Annotated in this window: 20 protein-coding genes and 1 tRNA gene; 1 reads left to right on the forward strand and 20 read right to left on the reverse strand. The window is 36.4% G+C overall.

The features are described 5' to 3' along the window. Positions 1 to 140: 140 nt before the first annotated feature. From rhaA to H7K77_RS05715, 10 genes are all read right to left on the reverse strand, one after another. On the reverse strand, positions 141 to 1,397 hold the full coding sequence (rhaA, locus tag H7K77_RS05670) for an L-rhamnose isomerase (RefSeq protein WP_186576756.1): 1,257 nt from the start codon (positions 1,395 to 1,397) through the stop codon (positions 141 to 143). A 24-nt stretch (positions 1,398 to 1,421) separates the two neighbouring features. Continuing rightward, the gene (gene rhaB, locus H7K77_RS05675; RefSeq protein WP_186576797.1) at positions 1,422 to 2,834 is read right to left on the reverse strand and encodes a rhamnulokinase; all 1,413 of its coding nucleotides are present in this window, start codon (positions 2,832 to 2,834) and stop codon (positions 1,422 to 1,424) included. A gap of 148 nt (positions 2,835 to 2,982) precedes the next feature. After that, positions 2,983 to 3,978 carry an AraC family transcriptional regulator gene (locus H7K77_RS05680; protein ID WP_235988840.1) on the reverse strand — a complete coding sequence of 332 codons (996 nt, stop codon included), beginning with the start codon at positions 3,976 to 3,978 and terminating at the stop codon, positions 2,983 to 2,985. A gap of 187 nt (positions 3,979 to 4,165) precedes the next feature. Further along, entirely contained in the window at positions 4,166 to 4,660 is a 495-nt protein-coding gene (locus H7K77_RS05685; protein ID WP_186576757.1) for a DUF2798 domain-containing protein, read from the reverse strand. Positions 4,661 to 4,931: 271 nt separating this feature from the next. Continuing rightward, positions 4,932 to 6,530: a xylulokinase gene (locus H7K77_RS05690; RefSeq protein ID WP_186576758.1), complete on the reverse strand. Its 1,599-nt coding sequence runs from the start codon at positions 6,528 to 6,530 to the stop codon at positions 4,932 to 4,934. 195 nt (positions 6,531 to 6,725) lie between these two features. After that, positions 6,726 to 7,364 (reverse strand): bifunctional 4-hydroxy-2-oxoglutarate aldolase/2-dehydro-3-deoxy-phosphogluconate aldolase, encoded by a 639-nt coding sequence (locus tag H7K77_RS05695; protein ID WP_186576759.1) that lies wholly within the window; start codon positions 7,362 to 7,364, stop codon positions 6,726 to 6,728. Positions 7,365 to 7,397: 33 nt separating this feature from the next. Then, complete coding sequence (locus tag H7K77_RS05700; protein ID WP_186576760.1) at positions 7,398 to 8,351, reverse strand: sugar kinase; 954 nt, start codon at positions 8,349 to 8,351, stop codon at positions 7,398 to 7,400. A gap of 29 nt (positions 8,352 to 8,380) precedes the next feature. Beyond that, on the reverse strand, positions 8,381 to 9,226 hold the full coding sequence (locus H7K77_RS05705) for an SDR family oxidoreductase (RefSeq protein ID WP_186576761.1): 846 nt from the start codon (positions 9,224 to 9,226) through the stop codon (positions 8,381 to 8,383). 69 nt (positions 9,227 to 9,295) lie between these two features. Further along, positions 9,296 to 10,357 carry a mannonate dehydratase gene (gene uxuA, locus H7K77_RS05710; RefSeq protein WP_186576762.1) on the reverse strand — a complete coding sequence of 354 codons (1,062 nt, stop codon included), beginning with the start codon at positions 10,355 to 10,357 and terminating at the stop codon, positions 9,296 to 9,298. A 298-nt stretch (positions 10,358 to 10,655) separates the two neighbouring features. Continuing rightward, positions 10,656 to 12,734, reverse strand: coding sequence for a glycosyl hydrolase 115 family protein (locus H7K77_RS05715; RefSeq protein ID WP_235988841.1), 2,079 nt, complete (start codon positions 12,732 to 12,734; stop codon positions 10,656 to 10,658). A 491-nt stretch (positions 12,735 to 13,225) separates the two neighbouring features. Between H7K77_RS05715 and H7K77_RS05720 the strand changes: the two genes are divergently transcribed. Then, positions 13,226 to 13,298, forward strand: a tRNA-Ala gene (locus H7K77_RS05720). Positions 13,299 to 13,403: 105 nt separating this feature from the next. Here the strand turns inward: H7K77_RS05720 and H7K77_RS05725 are convergent. The 10 genes from H7K77_RS05725 to mbcS form a co-directional block, all read right to left on the reverse strand. Continuing rightward, positions 13,404 to 14,180: an ABC transporter permease gene (locus H7K77_RS05725; RefSeq protein WP_186576764.1), complete on the reverse strand. Its 777-nt coding sequence runs from the start codon at positions 14,178 to 14,180 to the stop codon at positions 13,404 to 13,406. Further along, positions 14,180 to 15,088 carry an ABC transporter ATP-binding protein gene (locus tag H7K77_RS05730; RefSeq protein ID WP_186576765.1) on the reverse strand — a complete coding sequence of 303 codons (909 nt, stop codon included), beginning with the start codon at positions 15,086 to 15,088 and terminating at the stop codon, positions 14,180 to 14,182. Before H7K77_RS05730 ends, H7K77_RS05725 begins: the two co-directional genes overlap by 1 nt. Further along, a complete protein-coding gene (locus H7K77_RS05735) occupies positions 15,089 to 15,286 on the reverse strand; it encodes a PLD nuclease N-terminal domain-containing protein (protein WP_328701045.1) in 198 nt (65 codons plus the stop codon). A gap of 138 nt (positions 15,287 to 15,424) precedes the next feature. Continuing rightward, the gene (locus H7K77_RS05740) at positions 15,425 to 16,138 is read right to left on the reverse strand and encodes a hypothetical protein (protein ID WP_186576767.1); all 714 of its coding nucleotides are present in this window, start codon (positions 16,136 to 16,138) and stop codon (positions 15,425 to 15,427) included. After that, entirely contained in the window at positions 16,135 to 17,001 is an 867-nt protein-coding gene (locus H7K77_RS05745) for an ABC transporter ATP-binding protein (protein WP_186576768.1), read from the reverse strand. Before H7K77_RS05745 ends, H7K77_RS05740 begins: the two co-directional genes overlap by 4 nt. Further along, positions 16,998 to 17,366 (reverse strand): GntR family transcriptional regulator, encoded by a 369-nt coding sequence (locus H7K77_RS05750; protein ID WP_186576769.1) that lies wholly within the window; start codon positions 17,364 to 17,366, stop codon positions 16,998 to 17,000. Before H7K77_RS05750 ends, H7K77_RS05745 begins: the two co-directional genes overlap by 4 nt. A gap of 121 nt (positions 17,367 to 17,487) precedes the next feature. Continuing rightward, positions 17,488 to 18,345, reverse strand: coding sequence for a dimethylarginine dimethylaminohydrolase family protein (locus H7K77_RS05755; protein WP_186576770.1), 858 nt, complete (start codon positions 18,343 to 18,345; stop codon positions 17,488 to 17,490). 98 nt (positions 18,346 to 18,443) lie between these two features. Further along, positions 18,444 to 19,325, reverse strand: coding sequence for a ComEC/Rec2 family competence protein (locus H7K77_RS05760; RefSeq protein ID WP_186576799.1), 882 nt, complete (start codon positions 19,323 to 19,325; stop codon positions 18,444 to 18,446). A 220-nt stretch (positions 19,326 to 19,545) separates the two neighbouring features. Continuing rightward, the gene (locus H7K77_RS05765) at positions 19,546 to 21,666 is read right to left on the reverse strand and encodes an ATP-dependent Clp protease ATP-binding subunit (protein WP_186576771.1); all 2,121 of its coding nucleotides are present in this window, start codon (positions 21,664 to 21,666) and stop codon (positions 19,546 to 19,548) included. 573 nt (positions 21,667 to 22,239) lie between these two features. Beyond that, complete coding sequence (gene mbcS, locus H7K77_RS05770) at positions 22,240 to 23,817, reverse strand: acyl-CoA synthetase MbcS (protein WP_186576772.1); 1,578 nt, start codon at positions 23,815 to 23,817, stop codon at positions 22,240 to 22,242. Between the last annotated feature and the right edge of the window lie 44 nt (positions 23,818 to 23,861).

Here is a 23,861-nt window from a genome sequence, read left to right on the forward strand (position 1 = left end):
TTTATTCTCCATTCCATCATTAGTAAACAAAAACAAAGATTATTATTCTGTTTATTTTTGTTTTTGTGACTAAATGTTGACAAATATATTACTAGACAAAAAAACTAATGGAAATTTCCATTAGTTTTTTTGTCTGTAATTTAATCTCTTGTAGAGAGTATTTCTTTTTCGTATGATTTTACATCTTTAAGCCAAGATTCTTTTACTGGTACTCCCATCTTTTCACAATAATAGTCCCAGATAGCTCCAAATGGATACGTTTTAAATTCTTCCATTATCGCTAAACGTTCCGTAAAATTGCCCTCTTCTTGTAATTGTTTTAAATGTTCATTTGGAACTAGTAATGCATACAATAATGACTTGATCATGTTACGAGTTCCTATTGTCCAGGCTGCAACACGGTTAATACTCGCATCAAAAAAGTCTAATCCAATCATCACTTTGTCTAATGCATCATTACGTACAATCTCTAGACCAATTTCTTTTAATTCATCGTCTAAAATAACTACATGATCACTATCCCATCTTACTGGTCGAGAAACATGTAAAGCTAGCTTTTCACTGTAGAGTAACATCGCTGAGATTTTATTAGAAACCATCTCTGTTGGATGGTAGTGACCAGTATCTAGTAAGCAAAGTTTGTTGTTCTTTAAAGCATATCCCATATAAAACTCATGTGAGCCAACCACATATGCTTCAGAACCAATTCCAAATAGCTTACTTTCGACAGCATCTATATTATACTTTTCATCTATTTCCACCTGGAAGATTTCATCTAATGAATTCTTCAATCTTTGTCTTGGTGTTAATCGATCACTTGGAATATCTTTATATCCATCTGGTATCCAAATGTTTGTAAGTGCCGGCGATCCCAACTCTTTCCCAAAAAACGCAGCAATTTCACGACTAGCAATACAGTGTCTAATCCAGAAATCACGAATATCTTTATCAGGATGTGCCAAAGTTAAACCATCATCTGCCTTAGCGTGTGAAAATAAAGTCGGATTAAAGTCTAAACCTATCCCTTGTTCCTTCGCCCAGTTAACCCATTTTTCGAAGTGCTTTGGCTTTAATTCATCACGTTCCACTACTTCGCCATCTGTTTCTGCATAAATTGCATGTAAATTAACACGATGTTTCCCAGGGATTAGTGATAAAGCTATTTCGAGATCACTTCTTAATTCTTCTGGTGTTGTAGCTTTTCCTGGGTAATTACCGGTTACATCAATTCCACCAGAAAGTTCTTGCTGGTTCACCTCAAACCCACCTACGTCATCACCTTGCCAACAATGGATAGAGATAGGAACACTTTTTAATTTTTCTAGTGCCTCGTCTACATTAACTCCCCACTTTTCATACTCTTTTTTTGCCAATTGATAATTATCTTTAATAGACATGTAATATTCCTCCTATTATATGTGTTACGAAACAGTTAGTGCTGTGTATTTCTTCATTTCAAACGACTGTTTCACTATTTCTCTAGCCTGATCAATTCCCTCTAGCTCACCTAGCGAAATAAGTTGGCAAACTATATTCCCTATTGCCGTTGCCTCTACGGGTCCTGCAAGCACCTCTTTATTGGTCGTATCTGCTATTAACTGATTTAACATTTCATTTTGACAACCACCACCAATTACATTAATGGTCGGGAACTCTTTTTCATAGATTTCTTCAATTTCTCTAATGGCTCGTTGGTAACTATCTGCTAAACTATCAAATACACACTTTGCTACCTCGCCAGGAGTGGATGGGATTGCTTGGTCTGTCTCTTGGCAGTATTTTTGAATTTCCAAAATCATGTTTTCAGGCTTAAGGAAGCGGTCATCATCAACATTAACTTTGGATCGAAAAGTAGACGATTCACTTGCTAGCTCTACTAATTTCGAAAAGTCATACTGATTATCGTAAGTTCGCTTTACCTCTTGAATCATCCATAATCCCATAATGTTCTTCAAAAATCGAAAACGGTAGTCCAAGCCACCTTCGTTTGTAAAATTGTAATCTAAAGCTTTTGTCACACAAATGGGGAATCTGTTTTCGACACCGATCAGCGACCATGTACCAGAGCTAATATATATGGTATCGTTTACTTCTGGAACCGCAACAACTGCAGCGCCTGTGTCATGTGTTGCCGGAAGTAACACCTTCATATTAAAGCCAAATTCCTTCACTAATTCCTTTCTTAGTGGCCCCACTTCAGATGTTGGTGTCATAATTTCCTGGAACATTTCACTGTTTAACCCTAATTGCTCAATTAATTGCTTATCCCATTTTTTAGTAAAGGCGTTGATTAGTTGAGTTGATGTTGCATTTGTGTATTCGTTTTCTTTTTTTCCTGTAAGAAGAAAATTTAAGTAATCAGGAATCATTAAGAATGTTCTTGCTTTTTTCAATATTTCGGGATGATGAAGTTTTAAATAATACAGTTGATAAATCGTATTAAATTTTTGAAACTGAATGCCCGTTTCTAAATAAAGCCGCTCTTTACTAATGGTTTTAAATACCTCTTCCATCATGCCCTCTGTTCTAGAGTCACGATAGGCAACCGCATCCGTTAGCAATTGATCCTTTTCATCTAATAAAACAAAATCAACTGCCCATGTATCAATCCCGATACTTGTTGGATTTAACTGTTTTTCTTTACAAACATGTATCCCTTTTTTTATCTCCTGAAAAAGTCTATCTATATCCCAACAAAAGTGTCCATTTTTCTCTATAACGTTATTTGCAAATCGGTGAACTTCCTGAAGCTCTAGCTTCCCTTTGATAAGATACCCAGCGATTAATCTACCACTCGATGCGCCAATATCCACAGCTAAGCTACACTTAGTCATTATTCCATCCCCTTTTTGAAAGCGTTTTAACTTATTTTCATCATAAAGGATTAATACCCAATCATTAATAACTTCATTTACCTTTTTTATGTCCTTATTTGCATCCATTGGTTTAAACCACAAAAAAAACAGAGGATCATCCCCTGCTTTACTCTTCTTTATTAGTAATCTCATTACTTTTCTTCCTGTATTCTTTTGGTGTTAACCCATATTTATTTTTAAATATTCGATAAAAGTAACTCATATTGTCATAACCCACTTCTTCAATCACAGAAGAAATGGGTACGTCCATATTCTCTAATAACGTTTTTGCTACACTCAATCGCTTTTCCTGTAACAATTCCTTAAATGTTTTATTCGTTACTTTCTTTATGTTTTTACTTAATCCGTAATGTGATTGCTTAAGTGATTCGGCAAGTTCATATAAAGATGCCTCTTTATAATTCTCTTCAATATATTTTAAAGACTCCATAATAACTCGTTGCTGTTGCTGTCGTTCATTTTGTTTTGCTAGTTTATCAGAGTTTTTTATAAGTTCAATAAACAATAAGCCCATATAAAGCTTTACCGTTGATTCAGAAAGGATAGACGGTTCCATCATCTCCAATATAATTTTTCTGACTAGTTCTTGAATAGATTCAACCTCTGATACTGCATAATATAAAAACTGACCATTATTCGTGTAGTTAAATAAGCTACTAATTAAAAAATCATTAATGTTTGTATCCATACTATCCGCAGCTAAATAAGTGAAAATATATTCAAAAAAACGTGGTTGGATAATAAAGTTTAACACGATGTCCTCTTGACTACACGCTTTGATCTCATGCTCGATATGCTGGTTTAGTAGCAATAACTCCCCTTTTTTTAGAACAATCTGTTCATTACCCACTTTTTGCTCCAACACACCATTATAAACAAAGTTAATCTCGATATAGTCATGCTTATGTTTCGGAAAATCTACGAATCTAGTGTGCTTTCGCACCATAATCATTTTTTCTTTCCCTAAGAATTTTTCACTTTCTATGATAAAGTCAGCCTGATCAGTATAAAGGTCTTTCTTCACTTGATTCTTTTGTTTCAAAATCATCTTTTCCTCATCAGTTTCTTCATATAATTGACTAAGAATATTAAGTGAAGACAAAGCTATTTCCTCCCTTGAAAGATCAAGATACTAATATTTTCCCCTTATGATGACTCTTTCTTGTTAAGTATGATTATACTATAATTTTCATAATTAAAAAAAGGAACCCTTAACCATAACAGGAAGGGCTCCCTTGACTTTATAAACTTATAATTTGAAATTAGTAGTAAAAGTAACCTACTTATACTTATTCCGTAGCATAAAGAGGTTGTTTCTCTTTCTCTTTAATAAATTTCACAAAAATAAACCTTACTAACGGTCCCATAATTAACAGTTGAAGTGGAAATGCAACAATAAAGTTTTTCAGGTAAATCATGAAATAAGTACTCCATATTCCTTGATCTCCTAGTCCCTCTGAAAGCATTAGTGTTACAAGTCCAAAAATGGACATAAAAAACACCATTCCTAAGATCATAAAACCGGACATTGATAAAACAAATAATAACTTGTTTGACTTATCAAAGGGTAACTTACCTGTAATTTTTCGCGCAACTGGACCTACACAGAATATATCTAAAAGTAACGCTATACAAAACCCGATAAATACTTCTAATACAATATGGGGTACCGATAACTGGTCAATTTGTCCATTTATAACAAGATTATAAATGGACATAACTAATACCATTCCCACACACATAATTATTCCAAAAATTAAACTCTCTCTTTTTGTTGTTGGCATGTTTTTCCATCTCCTCTCATGTAGGTAGTTAGTATAGCAAATATAAATGTTTCGTATAAGTGAACATTCTGTGAACGTTTTGTGGATGTGGTTTGGTTATTTTCATAAACTTTATAAATAGACCCCACCAGTAAACTTTTTACTAACCTGGTACTACCTCCAAACATGTATACCAAAAAGGAACCCTAAACAATAGGGTTCCTTCATTTTTAGAATGGTACATTAATATGTTTTAACCTTAATCATCTCATAGACCTACGTAAGCTTAGTCTTATTGAAGACTGTCTACAGCCGCTCTTTCAATGGCAAGCCCTTTCTTATAACGCTCCATAAACTGTTCAAATCCTTCAACATCTTTAGGATCTGGTGAAACAGTTGTCACTTTTTGGCCTGCAAATACTTTTTCATTCAAGTATTCTTCCAGTGTTTGATTCTCTGATTTGTTAATCATGTAAGAAGCCAGTAAGGCGATCCCCCATGCTCCACCTTCTCCTGCAGTTTCCATAACAGAAACTGGTGTATTAAAAGCAGCAGCTAAGAAATTTTGACCAACGCCCTCCGTTTTAAATATTCCACCATGACCTAACACTTCATCTAGTTTCACCTTTTCTTCTTCAACAAGAATATCCATACCTAGTTTCATAGCTCCAAATGCAGTAAATAAATGTGTGCGCATGAAATTTGCTAGGTTGAAATTACTTCCTGAAGAACGAACAAACAACGGGCGCCCTTCCTCAAAATGCGTCATATGCTCACCAGATAGATACCCATAAGACATCAAGCCCCCACCGTCAGCATCTCCCTGAAGTGCTTGTTTAAACAGAGTTTCGTACAATTTATTAGGATCTACATCCATTCCCATCGCTTTAGAGAATTCACCGAATAATCCAACCCATGCATTCAAGTCCGATGAACAATTATTAGAGTGTGCCATTGCCACTAGATTCCCTGTAGGAGTAGTAACAAGATCAATTTCAGGATGAACCTTCGTCAAATCCTTCTCCAATACAACCATAGCAAATGCAGAAGTACCCGCAGAAACGTTACCAGTACGTTTTGCTACACTATTCGTTGCCACCATACCTGTCCCTGCATCACCTTCAGGAGGACAAAGAGGGATTCCAGCTTGTAGTTCTCCTGTCACATCTAACAGCTTTGCCCCTTCTTCCGTAAGTACACCAGCACTTTCTCCAGCCATTAAAACATTAGGTAATATATCTTCCAATTTCCATGGTAGATTCTTAGGCTCAATTAACTCATTGAATTGACTGATCATTGTTTCGTTATATTCTTTTGTGTTTAAGTCAATTGGAAATACTCCAGACGCTTCACCAACACCTAGAACCTTTTCTCCGGTTAGCTTCCAATGTACATAACCAGCTAGAGTTGTCTGGAAGCTTATATTAGCAATGTGTTCTTCTTTGTTCAAGATTGCTTGATACAGATGTGCGATACTCCATCTTTGAGGTATATTATAATTAAATAGCTTCGTTAATTCAGTCGAAGCTTGCTCTGTAATGTTATTACGCCACGTACGGAACGGTACTAACAATTCTCCCTCTTTATCGAAAGCCATATAGCCGTGCATCATTGCACTGAACCCGATCGCCCCTACGGTATTTAGTGTAATTCCATATTGTTGTTTTACATCAGTAGCCATCTTTTGATAACTATCTTGTAAACCCTTCCAAATCTCTTCAACACTGTAAGTCCAAACATTGTTTGTATAACTATTTTCCCAATCATGGCTCCCAGATGCAATTGGTGTGTTGTCCTCACCTATAAGAACTGCTTTGATTCGAGTTGAACCAAATTCTATACCAAGCACTGTTTTGCCATTTTGAATTGAACTTTTGACATCAAGACTCATAGTAACTCCCCCAATAATGGTTTATAGATCTATTGTAAAAGATCTTTACAAGGAATTCAATCTTAAATGTACGTACAACTAAATATTTTCACATTATCAACCAGGATCTTAAACGGACATTTAGATACTTATTATTACTAATTAGAATTAAAGAATATTGCTAAATGCATTCACTCAACCACTTATGTTAAACTTTTATACTCTTACCAGTTTTATCCTTTCTATGAATTCACTCGCTTTATACTCAATCTGTCTCAAATAATCATCATCTATATCTGACGTACTACTAACCAATGTACTCCCAACCCCAACTGCAACAGCACCTGCTTGAATATAGTCACCTGCATTTTCAATATCAACACCACCAGTGGGCATTAATGGAATTTGTGGTAATGGTCCATGTAAATCTTTAAAGTATTTAGGTCCGACTAAACTCGCAGGAAAAACTTTTATAATATCTGAACCATGTTCAAACGCCGTTAATATCTCAGTAGGTGTTAGTGCACCTGCTACACACATTACTCCATACCGTTTAGAAATTTTAATTGTTTCTATATTAATTGTAGGTGAAAATACAAATTTCGCTCCATTCATAATAGCAACTCTTGCAGTCTCTGAATCTAAGACCGTCCCTGCACCTATCACTGCTTTATTCCCCAATTTTTGGGAAGCTATGTTGATCGCTTCTAGTGCCCCTGGAGATTCCAAAGTAATTTCTATTGCCTTGATACCACCGTTAACTAGCGCTTCAGCAATTGGTAAAATATTGTCAACAGATGCTTTCCGTATCACTGCAACTACTCCAGTCCCCTTTATAATCTCAAGTGTACTCATTGTTATCCCCCAACCCTCCATAGTCTATAAAAACTACCGGCTAACATCTTCAGCATTTTCCCGATTCATAAAACTATATAATTCCTCTTCTGATGGTAGCCCCTCATAATCTCCTTGAATTTGTGTTACCATCGCACCGACAGCATTTCCCCGTCTAACCGCTTCCTCCATCGACATCTCATTTAATAGCCCAGATATAACGCCTACTGCAAAACCATCTCCTGCACCGACTGGATCAATCACCTCTTCAACAGGAAAACCCGCCACTTGTTTCGTTTGTTGACCATCAAAATAATGAGCACCCCTGGCACCAATTTTTATAACGACCTTTTTTGGTCCAAGCGCTAAAAATAAATTACCTAATTTTACTGGGTCAGATTCTCCGAACATAAAATTACCTTCGTTTACTCCCGGTAATACGATGTCGGAAAGCGTTGCTAATTCGGTTAGAACTTGACGGGCTTTTTGTTCTGACCACAGTTTTTTGCGCAAATTAGGGTCAAAAACTACCTGTACCCCACTAGCTTTAGCAATAGAAATTGCATACTTAACCGTTTCATAACAAGTTTCACTTAATGCAGGTGTAATGCCAGTAATATGTAAAAACTTTGCCTGGCTAATTAGTGTTTCATCTATATCATTTTGTGAGAGCTTGCTGGCAGCTGAATCCTTGCGGTAATAATTAACTCTGACATCACGATAACTTCTAACTTCTTTAAAATAGAGCCCAGTCGACGCATTCGAATCAACCTTTACATTGCTTACATCTACCCCTTCTCCACGAATAGAAGTAATCAACGCCTTGCCGAATTCGTCATCGCCGACTTTGCTAATTAAACTCACCTTATGCCCAAGCCTGGCTAATCCAATGGCAACATTCGATTCTGCTCCTCCAAAGTTTCTGGAAAATGTTCCTGCATATCGCATTAATGGAGACGATATAGGTGTAAACAAGACCATCGGTTCTCCAATTGTAACAACATCCATATTTTCACCACCCTTTGTCAGCATTGCTCTTACACACCTGAATAAGCCATAAATCCACCATCCACTGGGATACACACACCACTAACAAAGCCACTTGCCTCATCATCTACAAGCCATAATAATGTCCCTAACAAGTCATCCGGTTTCCCTAGTCGCTTCATAGGCGTTTGCGATATAATTTTCTCCATTCTAGGCTTAGGAGTACCATCCTCCTCCATGAGTAGGGAACGATTTTGCTCCGTTAAGAAGAAACCAGGGGCAATGGCATTAACTCGAATATCAGCATCAGCCATATGGACTGCAAGCCATTGTGTAAAATTGTTAATGGCAGCTTTTGCTGCACTGTAAGCAGGAACTTTTGTCATTGGACTAGGGGCACTCATAGAAGAAATGTTGATGACGGAACCGCTATTTCCAATCATCCTTCGTGTAAAGATTTGAGTTGGAATAAGCGTACCAATAAAGTTTAAATCCAATACAGATTTAAACCCTTCAGTAGTTAAATCAAAAAAGGAGTTCACTCCATCTTGATCAATGTCATCTAAACTAAAAGTTTCATTTGTCGTGCTACCCTTTGGATGATTTCCTCCTGCACCATTAACAAGCACGTCACAAGGTCCATATGTCTCATGAACAACCCTTTCTGCTTCTTGTACACTTGCTTCATTAAGGACATCACACTTTATCGCTAAAGCTTCTCCTCCATTAGCTTTTATGTTCTCAGCAACTGCAACTGCTTTTTTATATGTTCGATTTAAAATAGCTACCTTAACCCCGTGCCGAGCCAACTCAATAGCCATTGCGCCGCATAAAATACCGCCACCACCGGTAACTACTGCGACCTTTCCGTTCAAATTAGGATTTACTGTAAGCATTTTTCATTCTCCTTCCTGATTAAAAAGATACAAGGATGAACTCGCCATATATCATTGATAAATTGACAGTTACTTTTCTCTCTGTAACGTGTCCCAAATACCCCAAAGGTACATAATGCCAAGTGCTCTGTCATACAACCCATAACCAGGACGGCATGATTCATCCCATATATGTCTGCCGTGATCTGGACGCGCATAACCATCAAACTCACTTTCATGGTAAGCCCTTACAATTTCATATATATTTATCGATCCATCAGTAGTCCTGTGGGATGTTTCAATAAAATCCCCATTTTCAAAGCGACGGACATTTCTAATGTGCGCAAATGGAATCCGATCAGCAAATTCTCTAATCATCCCTGGAATGTCATTAGCAGCATTAGCACCTAAAGAACCACTGCAAAGGGTGATGCCGTTAAACGGGCTATCTACCAATTGCAAAAATCTATAAATATTATCTCTTGACGTAATAATTCTCGGTAAACCAAATATTGGCCATGGTGGATCATCCGGATGAATAGCCATCTTAATATTATTTTCTTCTGCAACCGGGATGATTTCCTCTAGAAAGTAGCGTAGGTTCTCCCATAAATCCTCAGTCGTTACCTCATTATATAAAGTAAATAACTGCTTTAACTCTTTTAATCGTTCAGGTTCCCACCCTGGCATTGTATAGCCATTATTATTCGCAACCTTTTCTACCAATTCGAGTGGATCCATGTTCTCTACTTTTGCTTTTTCATAGAATAAAGCTGTCGAACCATCTTCTAATAGTTGATATAAGTTTGTTCTCGTCCAGTCGAACACAGGCATAAAATTGTAACAAATAACTTTAACCCCTACCTGTGCAAGGTTCTTAATCGTACTTTTATAATTTTCGATATATTGATCTCTGGTCGGTAAGCCTAGTTTGATATCTTCATGGACATTTACACTTTCTACTACATCAATATTTAGTCCATAGTCATCTGCCTGTCCTTTTAGTAGTTTAATATCTTTTAACGACCAAACTTCACCAACAGGAATATCATGTAATGCCCAAACAATCCCCTCCACTCCAGGAATTTGTTTAATTTGCTTTAAACTTACACTATCGTTTCCATTTCCAAACCACCTAAACACCATCTTCATGGGTGTACCTCCAATCATTTTGAAATAGATTAAAAAGAACAGTTTTGATAGGTTGTGAGATTCCTGTTGCACACGTATTTTAAAAATAGATTCATAAAGTACGTAACTGGTATAGCATGACAACGCCGGCAAAAATAGAAATACTAATAAATATTAATGTCATAATCGTAGGAAATATACCTTTTTAATTTGAGATAAAGTGAAAATCAATATATTAAGTGAGATCAACTGAGGTGATAATTAAACTTTCTCTATAAGCCTTCAATATAGGAAACTAGGCGAAAGTATTATTGTTAAACTAGTTTTCGTTGAATTTTTCTTGGAGCATCTTAGCTAACTCATTATCTGAAAGAGGGTTCCGATGGGTATTTTCTAAGTAAATATGTTTCTCTGTCTCTGGCATAATGTATGCTTTATACCATAGGAAAAAGTCTGGGTTATCTCCATGCATTCGGATAAACCGTCTTAACGTATCCACATTATAAAGCGTATTTTTTACATTTGTAAGCCAATCTGCACGGAAAAAATGCTTCCATTTGCCATGTTCTGATTTATCCATTGCATCAAGACTAGTTTGGAAATTCCATAAGCTTTGTGAAGCACTGACAAATGCTTGCGGAAATTTTCTTTGGTGGAAATTAACGTACGCATTACATAAATCTTCTAACCCTTTACAACCACTTAAGTGAAGTTCTACATGGAATCGCAGTTGATCTTGCAAACGAACCTTAAGCTCCTCCGACAGATTTTCTGCTACCATATCATATTTAGTCAGCCATTCTTCCCATCCTTGAATTGCGCCTGAACATTTCTCCATGAAATAGCTTATTTGTTCACTGAAAGGAACATCACCAGTTGCCCAGATTAATGCTTCTTCAGGTACTTCTCCTTTTCCTTGGAGCCAGTGTCCGATAATAATTCTAGCTGGGTGATGATAAAATTCATCTCCAGCTTTATCATCTTCATTTGGCCCATAAGCAATTACATGTTCATAATAGTCCAAATACAGCTTCATAATGTCATCAATATTAGAGTCGTATAATCGTTTAATCAAATCTTTTAATACTTCCTTATACGCAATCGTTCCAGTTCTCCAAAACACACGAAGCATTTCTAATGGATATAAATGAGGTCGTATATTTCCAGAGTTAACTAACAAGTAATCAAGTGCACCTGATTCAGCGATGCTGTGTAATTCGTTTTGAATTAACGCCGGGTGAACAGGAAGCATTGTTAGGTGATTAGATGCTTGTAAGTCGTGGAACGTCACATGATAGTAAACCCCATTCCTTCCTTCATCTGAATCATCTGGTAACGACGGAATCCGATAGTTTTCTAATCCTTGTCTTCTTGAAACCATTTTTCCATAACCGTTATCAGCCCAAACCTTAATGACACTATCTGGAACGTGTATATGGCCTGCCTTATATAATTCTGCTATTTCTCCGTATAATGCTGTACAGCATACAGCGTTTTCTACCTCTGAAAGAATCATTTCATACTGTTTTTTTATTGCATGACTTATCATTTCACCACGTTTTTCTGGTGTATCAAATTGTGGGTCATGTTCCCAAAAAGGCGTGTCTCCCTGTCCACGAAAAGATAGTACCCACAGAACTTTTCCATCTTTTTGCTTGTGAATAGCGTCCATCCATAATTTTTCGAACAAATCTGGGTTTTCTAGATAGCTAGCTTTTCGGCCAGGATATGCACGGAGAAACATCTCAGCTCCTAATGGCTCTGCATGATGATGCGTCACCCATAACCCCATTTCCTGTGCAAGTGGTATGTGAACCCCATGTTTAGGTAAATCTGTTCCAGGTAAAACCATATTTCCTCCACACCTTAATAGTGCTTCAAATACGGGATACCAAACTTCTTTAGGCGGTGGGTATTGTTCAGTCCATCCAATCAGGCAAACCTCATCATTCACAAACCAGCCACGAAATCTTACTTTTGGTTGACTTGAATCAAAATTGATGCCATCTAACCAAACACTCTCCTGTTGTCTGATTGGCAGATCAGCCCAATACCAGAAAGGATCCACCCCAAAATAGTGCTCACTTAAATGAAGTAATCCATATACCAAACCTAATTCATCATTCGCTACAATATGAAGTTGTGGATGTTTACTCTGTTTGTGATAGTGATAGCGATAGGCAAAGGCTTCAGACCACTCTGGACATCGATCGGCTTCCGTTGCCCACCTCACAACAATATCTGATTCATTAGATTCAGTTATAACTGCAGGTGTTTGTAACACTGCGCTAGCATCCCTTGCGAACATTTCCCAAGCATGTTTCACAGCTGTTGGCAATTTATCTGGTAGACTTACTCTCACTTCACCTTTAAGTTGTAGCTTCCTATTTAAACTCATCATTAAAACCACCTTGTAAAAGTAATATAAATTCAGTAGGTTTTACTCAAGGAAAATCCACAGAACATGAACGCTTGTTATTATCATATAGTTCAGGGGGTCAATAACATTGCAACAAAGAGCGCCAAATGCCAATGTTATTAGGAACATGACAACCAGGGAAAAAAGTTATGATAAGTACTGGAGGAAAGTGATAATAACTCTTAATAGAATCATAACACTTTTGAAAACGCATACAAACAACTGAATTATAAAAAATACTCCATATATAGTAATTTACATTAAAACACACAATAATATTATAGTTTTCTCCCCAGGTTTAACATGATACTTCATTAATCTCTCATTATTTCCCCAATAGATAACTTAGTTTTCAACTAGATCTAGTACTAATTACAATGGCTAGTGGCGGACTAGAAAATAGTTAGTTTTTTATATTGTCTTATCAAACTAATTCTTATATAATACCTTTTGTGAGAGATTATAAGTTCGGGGCATTAGCTCAGCTGGGAGAGCGCTACACTGGCAGTGTAGAGGTCAGCGGTTCGATCCCGCTATGCTCCATAATAAATAAACCCTTGTATAACAAGGGTTTATTTATTTTTTCCATATTACAAAACAATCCAATAACCTAAATTGTTATCGACAAAATGGTCAGCCCATAAATAACTAACTCGCCATTTCTTTACTTCGGAATGTGAATAGGGATCCATATAGTAACACTACTATTAGTGCGATCGTTACAAGAGCTGTTCCCCAAAGATCTCCATCTACCTTACCATTATAGAGACTTTCTCTAATATGAGAGCTGAGGCTATTTGGAAACCACGTTAAATACTTAGCAAATACCTTATAGATAATACTCATCACGATAAGGATGGCAATCGAGACAAAGCCAGCAATTCCAGGAGATTTAAACAATGTACTACAGAAAATCGTTATAGTTATAACTAGACTTAACCATAATCCATAGAAGAAGGTTGCACTTATAAATTCACTAAAAGCCAAATCACCAAATAACAGATTCACATAATACCAGCTTGCTAACATCCCGAGTAAATAGGAACCTAGAATTAGTACTAGTTTCTCTCCCCATTTACTTGAAATATAAGTTAGATAACCAACAGGCTTTACTAGAACAAGTTCTGCTACACCACTTTTACGTTCTCCCGCAATAGTTCCCATTGTGATCGTAACAATTACTATCACACCAAACATACTATACTCGGTAAAACTCATCATAAAAGCATCCACTGGTGATGTTTCAGGTAATTCCATAATCGTTCCTTCTGGCATACCTCCCACAGCATCTAATATTTTGGGTAAGTAATAAGTTGTAAGAGGGTCCATGATCGCAATAATAATATAGACTAGAGGTACCCAAACCCATTTGAAGTTACGCCAATCCTCTACCATTTCTTTAGCAAAAATAGTTCTCCATTGCATTAGCTCTTCACCACCTTCATAAATAAGTCTTCTAGGGATGTTCTACTCACTTCAAATTTTGTTACTGGCCAGTTTTCTTGGCTGGCCTTTCTTAATATTTCTGTCCGTGCTCGCTCTACGTCTTCGACTAATACTCTAATTTCCCCACGCTCAATGTAACAGTCAGTTACTGCGGACATATCCTGGATCCTGTTCATGTATGTATCCAGATCATCACGAAAAGCTAAGTCGATTTTAGATGTTTGGTGCTTATCTCGTAGTTGTTGCAACGATCCTGACTCCACTATTTCACCCTGAGACATGAGCAATAAATCATCGCTCACTTCCTCAGCATCACTTAAAATATGGGTTGAAAACAGAATAGTCGTTTGTTTCTTTAACTCTTCCATTAACGTTAGCACTTCTCTTCTGCCAATTGGATCTAAAGAAGACACAGGTTCATCAAGCATAATAAGCATCGGTTCATGAATCATTGCTTGGGCGATTCCTAATCGTTGCTTCATCCCACCAGAGTACTTTCCGATTCGACGGTTCTTCGCTTCAGCAATCCCTACCTTTTCCAACAATTCGTCAGCTTTATCAGCTGCTTGTTTTTTAGTTAAGGTTGCCAGTTGCCCTACGTAAACAAGAAATTCTTTGCCAGTCATCCAATTATGAAAAACAGGATACTGTGGTAAGTATCCAATATGCTGCCTGACATCTCCATTTTCTTTCATTCCCTCAAAGGAAACGGCACCACTAGACGGTTTCAATAACCCCGATAGCATTCTAAGTGTTGTGGTTTTCCCAGCTCCGTTCGGTCCTAACAAAGCCACACATTTACCAGGCGTTAATTCAAAATTCAATCCTTTCACTACTTCTTTTCCATCAAATCTTTTTTTCAATTGATCAACTTTAATAACAGACATCTAATACTGCCTCCTTCCGAATACGAAGAACAAGATTGGACCAATCATAGTCACAAATAAAATGATTAAAAGCCACAACCACTTCGGTCCATTTGTAGTCTCAGTCTTAAACCAAGCTACAAGTGCTACAATAACTAACAATAATTCAAGAAATAATAATGGCGCTATTACTGCGATATCTACTCCTAATAGTTCCAAGTAAAGACACCTCCATTTGTATCTCATACTTCCATACAAGGCACTAATCCTTACCAATAAATTACTACCATACTATTTACGTTTCATTTATAAAAAGGGTTTCCTATTTTCAAAAAAATAAGAAACCCTTTTTTACAATTACGATGCCCGTGCTGATTTTGCTGATACATTATGAAGAATAGCCCAAGATACGCCGTAGAATACTAGACCGATTGCAAATATGATGGTGAAATAATGAAAGGATGGATTGGAGATGATTGTTTTAATTAAATCCATTAGGCCACCTGTTCCCGCAAATACTAATAGAAGAATAACAAGTACGCCAAGTATTCCCAATCCACCTATTTGACCGTAACGGTGGAAAACAAGGCCTAGCAAAAACATACTTGATAATCCGAAGAAAAGTATAAACACATCAATACTAAACCTGTATAGTAAAGAATCTCCTTTGCCTACCAAAGAAGCAAGATGAAATAAATAGAAATTATCAATTCCAAGTGCCTTATTAACAGATGTAAGAACGATATGATAAATATTTTCTAACGTAGCTAAGAAAAATGACAGTCCTACAAAGAAGGTCCCAATAGATAAAAAGTAACTTTTGCGTGTAGCTCCCATTTTAAGTGAAAATGGTAAACTTTCCTTTACTGTTATGAATCCTAATATACCAACATAAATGTAGGTTGCAATGGAATTGGTTAGGTACATAAAGCTATCCGTAACATTTAGTAGTAAGTAGGAAGTAATGAGGGAAACAATATTCACTGCTGTTAAGATAGACCAAAATATGATAAAAGAATAACGTAAATCTGTCACGAAAAAATATAATAAGCCTTTGATTTGTCTACTCATATAGCAGCACCTTCTTTACTAGAAGTTAAATGAACCATTAAATCCTGTAATGGGACACCCTCGCTTGAAAAACCATGTTTTAGTATTTCTGATTTTTCAACGTCCATTAAAATGACTGTAGTAGTTCCTATAAATTGCTTTTTGTCGATAACCGTTTTACCCTTCAAGAAATCTTCCATCTTTTCGGTCGGTCCAGACACTGTATAACACCTGTCCCTAAGTGTATCTGTTTCTTCTTGGACTAGAAGCCTTCCATTTTGAAAAATAAGTACCTCTTCAAATAACAAGCTAACTTCATCAATTAAATGTGTAGAAAAGATAATTGTTCGTTTGTGTTCTTGATATTGTTCTACTAGTATTTCATAAAATTTAGTTCTTGCAGAGGCATCCAATCCAATGTATGGTTCGTCAAACATCGTAATTGGAGCTTTACTTGACAGACCCACTATTATGCCTAAAGCAGATTCCATCCCTTTTGATAGTGTTTTTACTTTAGAGTTTAAATCTAGATTGAATTCCTCCACCAACTCTAAAGCCAATTCTTGATCCCAAGTTGGATAGAATATGGATGCTATTTTTAGTACATTTTTTATTTTTAAATCCTTTTTAAAATTGTCGCTTTCTTTTATCAAACAGATAGATTCCGTTAAGGTTTGCTTATCAAACGGTGAAATACCATCCACTAAAACCTCACCACTAGTTGGTTGCATTAGTCCCGCTAAGAGCTGCATGAATGTTGTTTTTCCAGCTCCATTTCTTCCAAGCAGTCCGTAAATTTTTGGTTCATTTATCAAAAAGCTCAAATGATCTAATGCTAATTTCCCCTTGTAGACCTTAGTTAAATCTTTTGCCTCTACTCTCATTCCTCTTTCACTCCCCTTATCATTTCTCTTAATTCATCTTCAGAAATATTTAATTTCCTTGCTTCTGTTTTCAATGGAACGATGTAATTTTCAATAAATGTATCCTTTCTTTTTTTCAACAAGATCCTATTTGCTTGATCTGTTACAAACATTCCTACACCCCTTCTCTTAAACAAAATACCCTCTTCAACTAATTGGTTAATACCCTTAGCAGCAGTTGCCGGGTTAATTTTATAATGGTTGGCGAATTCGTTTGTGGAAGGTACACGGTCCCCTTCTTTAAGTGTTTGATTGATGATCATATCTTCAATTTGCTCTTTTATTTGCTGAAAAATTGGTTTGCTTTCATCTAGGGAATTATTCATAGGTACCTCCTTACTTCGTTGGTTAGTTACTCATGCAATTAACCATACAACCATTTCTGTTTAATGTCAATAACACGGGTAAAAAAAAACACACCCATTTTTTTGAAATGGGTGCAGAAATTTATTTGGTACGTAGTATAGGGAAAGAACAACAACGGAAAGATCCTCCCGATTTTATAATCTCAGAAAAATTAACTTCCAGGATCTGAAATCCTAAATTTTTCATCTCACTGTTTACTTTTTTGTTTTGTGGCATACTGATTATTTTTTTATCACCTATCGGAAGTACATTTGTACCAAGTGTGAATTGTTCTGTATCGCCAACTTCTATTAGGTCATAATGTTCTTTTATTTTTTCTACGTCTTCTTTTATAAAAGCGTCTGGGTAAATTAGTGCAGTGTCAGGACTAATGACGTTAAAGGCACAGTCTAGGTGTAATATACGTTCTGCTAGAGGTAATGGGATGACCTTATGAGAGGGGAGCTGTGCTTGAAGATCCTCTACTGCCTCCATAGTAGTACGAGTACTAATCCCGACCCAAACTATATCGCGGTCAAGAACAACATCTCCACCTTCTATTGATTTTGCTTTTATTTCTTCGTATTCCAGATCACGGTTTGTTAATTCTGTTTTCAGAACGTCTATCTCATCTTCCCGTATATCACTACCCATTGATGCAACAAAAAGCTTTTCCCCAAGTGCAAAACCAATGTCACGAGTAAAAACTTGCTCATTTAGATGAGACTGAGTCGGCACTTCTATTACTTCCACATTGTGTTCTTTTAACACACTCACAAAATGTTTATGTTGATCAATTGCTTTTTCCACGTCTATATTTTCTTCTTCATAATACTTTTGTGTTTCGTTAATAACTTCTTTTATTTTCATGTGCTTCGGGGAGCAAACGATAACCTTGCTTAACGTGTCGTATTCATTCTGACAGTATGTTTTTGTTGTATCCTCCTGTGACTTTTGCAACAGGAAAACCTCCTTTTTCACCACATCTACTGGATGACATTTCCTTTTATTATACCAAACATTTCCTATTCATCACGTAATAAACCTTTCCACCGCTCTTAGCTGATACTTTTTTGAACAATCTGTCCAGTACCTGAGACCTCAATGTCATAACTAATCCCATCTGTTTTAATGACGATATCACCTGCTTTGGCAGTTGAATATATATTTGCTCCAGCAGACAAAAGCTTATCTATTGTTGCCTTTACAGGATGTCCAAAATCGTTATCTTTACTATAAGAGATGATAGCTTGCTCAGGACTAACTTCTTGTAAGAATCCCCAGGAGCTTGATGTATCTGATCCGTGATGTGCAACTTTTAAGATCTCTGCATTTAGGTTGTACTTTTCCACTAGTTTTAATTCTTGGGCACGTTCGATATCACCCATTAACATAAAATCGATCGTATTATATGTTAATGAAAACGCTAGTGATCCTTCATTATTTCCTTCTAATAAGGTATAGGAGTTTAATACCTTTAATGAAATTTCATCATCTAATTCCTTAACCATATCTGTTTTAGCAATAGTTACTGGAATGTCCTTTCTTTTGACCTGTCTAATATATCTTAAATAGGCTTTTGTATAATACCATTTACCACTATCAAGTATCTGTTCCACTTTGAATTTTTTTAAAACAGCAACTAATCCACCGACATGATCATAATCGGGGTGTGTTGAGACGACTATATCTAAACTTCTTATCTTCTGTTCTTTCAGATAATTTACAACCTTGTCACCAGCAGAGGGTCTTCCTCCATCGATTAAGATGTTTTTACCACTTGGTGTCCTAACCAAGATGCTATCTCCTTGACCAACATTGATGAAATGCACTTCTAATAATTTTTCATCTTGGAGTTCAGCAGCTTGAGCAGAAGAGGTGAACGTTACATTACCGAATAGACTAAGACCTATTACAATAATGATTGCTTTGTATTTCATACGTCTTAAACTCACCGTAAATCCTCTCCTAATTCTGAATTCATTCTTATGTATTTTTTGTAATTGCTTCAAAAATATTATGGATTACGTTATGCAGTTTTTTCTAATACTCTTTTACGTAAGTGTTTGGAAGCATACTTTCTACATCGACGTTCTCGTTCCACCTAAAAAAAGAGGTAATATACAGTGGCATCTAAGCCTGTAAATTACCTCTTTAATATTATCCTCGTTTGACAACAATATCATTTTCTACTAATTCAATTACAATTTCAGAAACATTATCTTCTTCTAAAATTAGATCAGTAATACCATCTTCCACTTTGTCTTGAATAACTCGACGCAATGGACGAGCACCAAAACGAACATCATACCCATTTTCAGCTAAATATTTTTTAGCATCTTCCATGACAGTGATATGGTAGCCGTCTTCAACAAGATTATCTTTAAGTTCATTCAACATAATATCAACAATTTCTAGTAAGTCTTCTTGTTGTAATTCCCTGAATGGAATAATCGCATCGAAACGGTTTAAGAATTCTGGTTTGAAATAAGCACTTAACATTTCTAATGTAGAAACTGCTTCATTCTTACTATTGTTAAAACCAACTGTAATTTGCTTATCACCAGTTCCAGCATTACTTGTCATAATAATTACTGTTTCTTTAAAGCTTACTGTCCGTCCATGACTGTCAGTTAAGTGTCCATCCTCCATGATTTGTAGGAACATATTTTGCACATCTGGATGTGCTTTTTCAATTTCATCCAGCAAGATTAAGCTATATGGATTGCGGCGAACACGCTCTGTTAATTGACCTGCTTCCTCATGCCCTACATACCCAGGAGGTGAACCAATAATTTTAGAAACGGAGTGTTTCTCCATATACTCGCTCATATCTAAACGAATCAGTGAATCTTTCGTTCCAAACAATTCTTCAGCTAGTGATTTAGTCAATTCGGTTTTCCCTACACCCGTTGGTCCAACAAACAAGAAAGAGCCAATTGGACGGTGCTTAGACTTCAACCCAGCTCTGCTACGACGTACTGCTTTAGATACCTTCTGAACAGCATTTTCTTGTCCAATAACTTTAGCAGATAGATTTTGTGCCAAGTTTTTCATTTTCGATTGCTCATCAGATTGTATCTTTCTAACTGGAATTCCAGTTTTCTCTTCAATGATTGATTGAATATCTTCTAAGGTTACTTCTACAGTTGGCGTATCATTAGCTTCCTCAATTTTTTTCTCAAGCATTAATTCTTGGTGTCTTAAATTAGCAGCACGCTCGTAATCTTCTTTCTCAGCAGCCTCTAATTTTTCCTTGGCAATCTCATCTAACCTTGATTGTAATGAATCTTTATCTGTTTCAGAATTCGCAAGATTCAAACGTGAACCAGCTTCATCCATTAGATCAATCGCTTTATCTGGTAGGAAGCGGTCTTGAAGATAGCGTGTAGATAACGCTACTGCTCCTCTAATAGCTTCATCTGTATAAGAAACTTGGTGGAACGCTTCATATCTATCTTTAAGCCCTTCTAAAATTAACACTGCCTCCTCGACTGTTGGTTCCTTCACTGTAATTGGCTGGAAGCGACGTTCTAGCGCTGCATCTTTCTCAATCTGGCGATACTCTTTTAAAGTTGTTGCTCCTACTAATTGCAGTTCACCTCTTGCCAAAGCAGGTTTTAAAATGTTTCCTGCATCCATTTGGGAACCTTCAGCAGTTCCAGCTCCTACCAATAAGTGAATTTCATCTACGAATAAAATAATGTTATTTCTCTCTTGTAACTCATTAATTAGTTGCTTCATTCTCTCCTCAAATTGTCCTCTGATTCCCGTATTTGCAACAAGTGAAGCAACATCTAATATATATATTTCTTTATTTAGCAACTTGGATGGGACATTACCCTCAGTAATTTTCAAAGCAAGTCCCTCTGCAATCGCAGTTTTACCTACTCCAGGTTCCCCTATTAATACAGGGTTATTTTTGTTTCTTCGATTTAATGTTTCAATCACTCGTTTAACTTCTTTTTCGCGACCAATCACCGGATCAATAAGGCCGGCTTTAGCAGCATTTGTTAGGTTTCTACCAAGCTGGTCTAATAATCCGTTTTCTTTTTGACCTTTCCCTGGCTTTCGGTTAGGATTAGCATTCGCTTGAGCTTGGCCACTAAAGAAGCTATTAAAATCTGCACCATCATTTCCAAAGAACCCTGATGGATATTTAGCATTGTTTTTTATTTCTTGAAAACAATTATCACACACATGCATTTGTTGTGTTTGATCATTAAATCGAAGGGTTACATTAATATTTGCTGGACGAACTCCACAATGTTGACATTGCATATTCGTTTCCTCCTCCAATTAGATATTTTAGTAGTTAATTGGTCAACGTTTGACTTTGACTATATTTGACCTTTAACCATATTATATTCTGACCTATTTTGACTTTCAAGTATTTTGTTCGAAAATATATTTCACAATATTAACCAATTAGGTTACTTGCCCATACGTTGCGTTTTTTTATCTAACCTATCTAGCTGCTCTATAACGGTTATTGAAACTCCGTCTTTATACTCCTTATATGCTTCATTTGTCTTCTGCTTTATCACCTTACAATAACAGACTATCCACTTTCCCTTTATATTTTTTCAATATAAAAATCAATTCCATTTACTAAGCTCTTACTATAAGATTTACCACATTTAAACAAAAATAAAACAACTGATTCAATTAGGAATCAGCTGTTTTATCTGTTCTGGCTCTATACTTACGACGGCTTCAAACGGAATAAGAATTATCCCTAGCACAATAATTACTACCCATGCTAATTGCTTTAGCAAGATTAGTCCCCCATTTAGTTCTTTTCCTTCATCATATCACATGGGGGGCATAATCGACTCGTTAATTTTCTGTAAATTAAACTGGCATTTTTTCTCTTTGCCTTAACTCAATACGACGAATTTTACCGGATGATGTTTTAGGTAGTTCGTCTATAAATTCAATTTTCCTAGGATACTTATATGGAGCTGTTAATTGTTTGACATGATTTTGAAGCTCCTTGATCAAGTCAGACTGTTCGCCTGTGAATGAATCTTGTAAAACAACATACGCCTTAACTACATTTCCTCTTATTTCATCTGGGCTAGCTACAACAGCACATTCCTTTACTGCACCATGTTTAACTAGTGCATCTTCCACTTCAAATGGTCCAATTGTATAACCTGAGCTCACAATGATATCATCACTTCGACCTTCAAACCAGAAGTAACCCTCCTCATCCATTGATGCTTGGTCACCTGTTACATAATAGTTACCGCGTTGAGCCTTTTTGGTACGCTCTGGATCCTTGTAATATTCCTTAAATAAGGCAGGAGTGTTTAAAGGAATCGCGATATCACCTACTTCGCCAACAGCAACTTGATTACAATCTTCATCAATAAGATGGACCTCATTACCAGGTGTTGGTTTTCCCATCGACCCCGGCTTCACCTTCATTCCTTTTAAAAATCCTAGCAAAAGTGTATTTTCTGTCTGGCCATAGCCATCTCGCACTGTAACTTTAAAATACTTTTCAAATGTATCAATTACTTCTCTGTTCAAAGGTTCACCAGCTGATACCGCACTGTGTAGCGCAGGTAAAGAATACTCACTCAAATTATCAACTTTAGCCATTAAGCGATACTCAGTCGGTGTACAGCAAAGTACATTAACCTTATTTGCTTGTAACAAACTAAGGTATTTTTTCGGGTCGAATTTTCCGTTATAAATAAAACCAGTAGCTCCTGAACCTAAGACAGACAGTAACGGACTCCATACCCATTTTTGCCAGCCTGGCGCAGCTGTAGCCCACACAACGTCATCTTCTTTGATACTTAACCAGTTTTCTGGTGCCGTTCTTAGATGTGCAAAACCCCACGCATGTGTATGTACTACCCCTTTAGGATGCCCAGTTGTTCCAGATGTGTATGGTAAAAATGCAGTGTCATCTTTTTTCGTGTCCACTATATCTAATTCGTCAGATTCTTGTTCTTTTAACTTATCTAAATGTAACCAACCTTCTACTGCATCCCCTACTGAAAACTTTTTTAGAGTATCCATTTGCTCAATATCGTTAAATTGATGAACGAAAGGAAAATAACTAATAATACCACTAACTTCTCCATGTGTAATACGGTACTGTAAATCCTTTGTTCTTAACATTTCTGAACTAGGAATAAGGATAATTCCTGTTTTTAGCGCTGCAATATAGACTTGGTAGGTTTCGATTAGTCTTGGCATCATGACTAACACCTTGTCACCTTTTTTCAAACCATTTTGCAGAAAAACATTCCCAATCCTGTTGGCATTTTTTATCAACTTTTTATAAGTAATTTCAGCTCTGTTCCCTTTATCATCTTCCCAAATCAGTGCTTTCTTGCTAGGATCTTGAGCAAACTTTTCCATTTCCATTGCAATATTGTAATTCTCTGGGGCAATTAAATCTTCTCTTTTCATACGATCACCCTTTTTCAAATTTAGTAATAGACATTAGTATCAGG

The organism is Aquibacillus kalidii (assembly GCF_014280935.1).
GTDB classification, from domain to species: domain Bacteria; phylum Bacillota; class Bacilli; order Bacillales; family Amphibacillaceae; genus Aquibacillus_D; species Aquibacillus_D kalidii.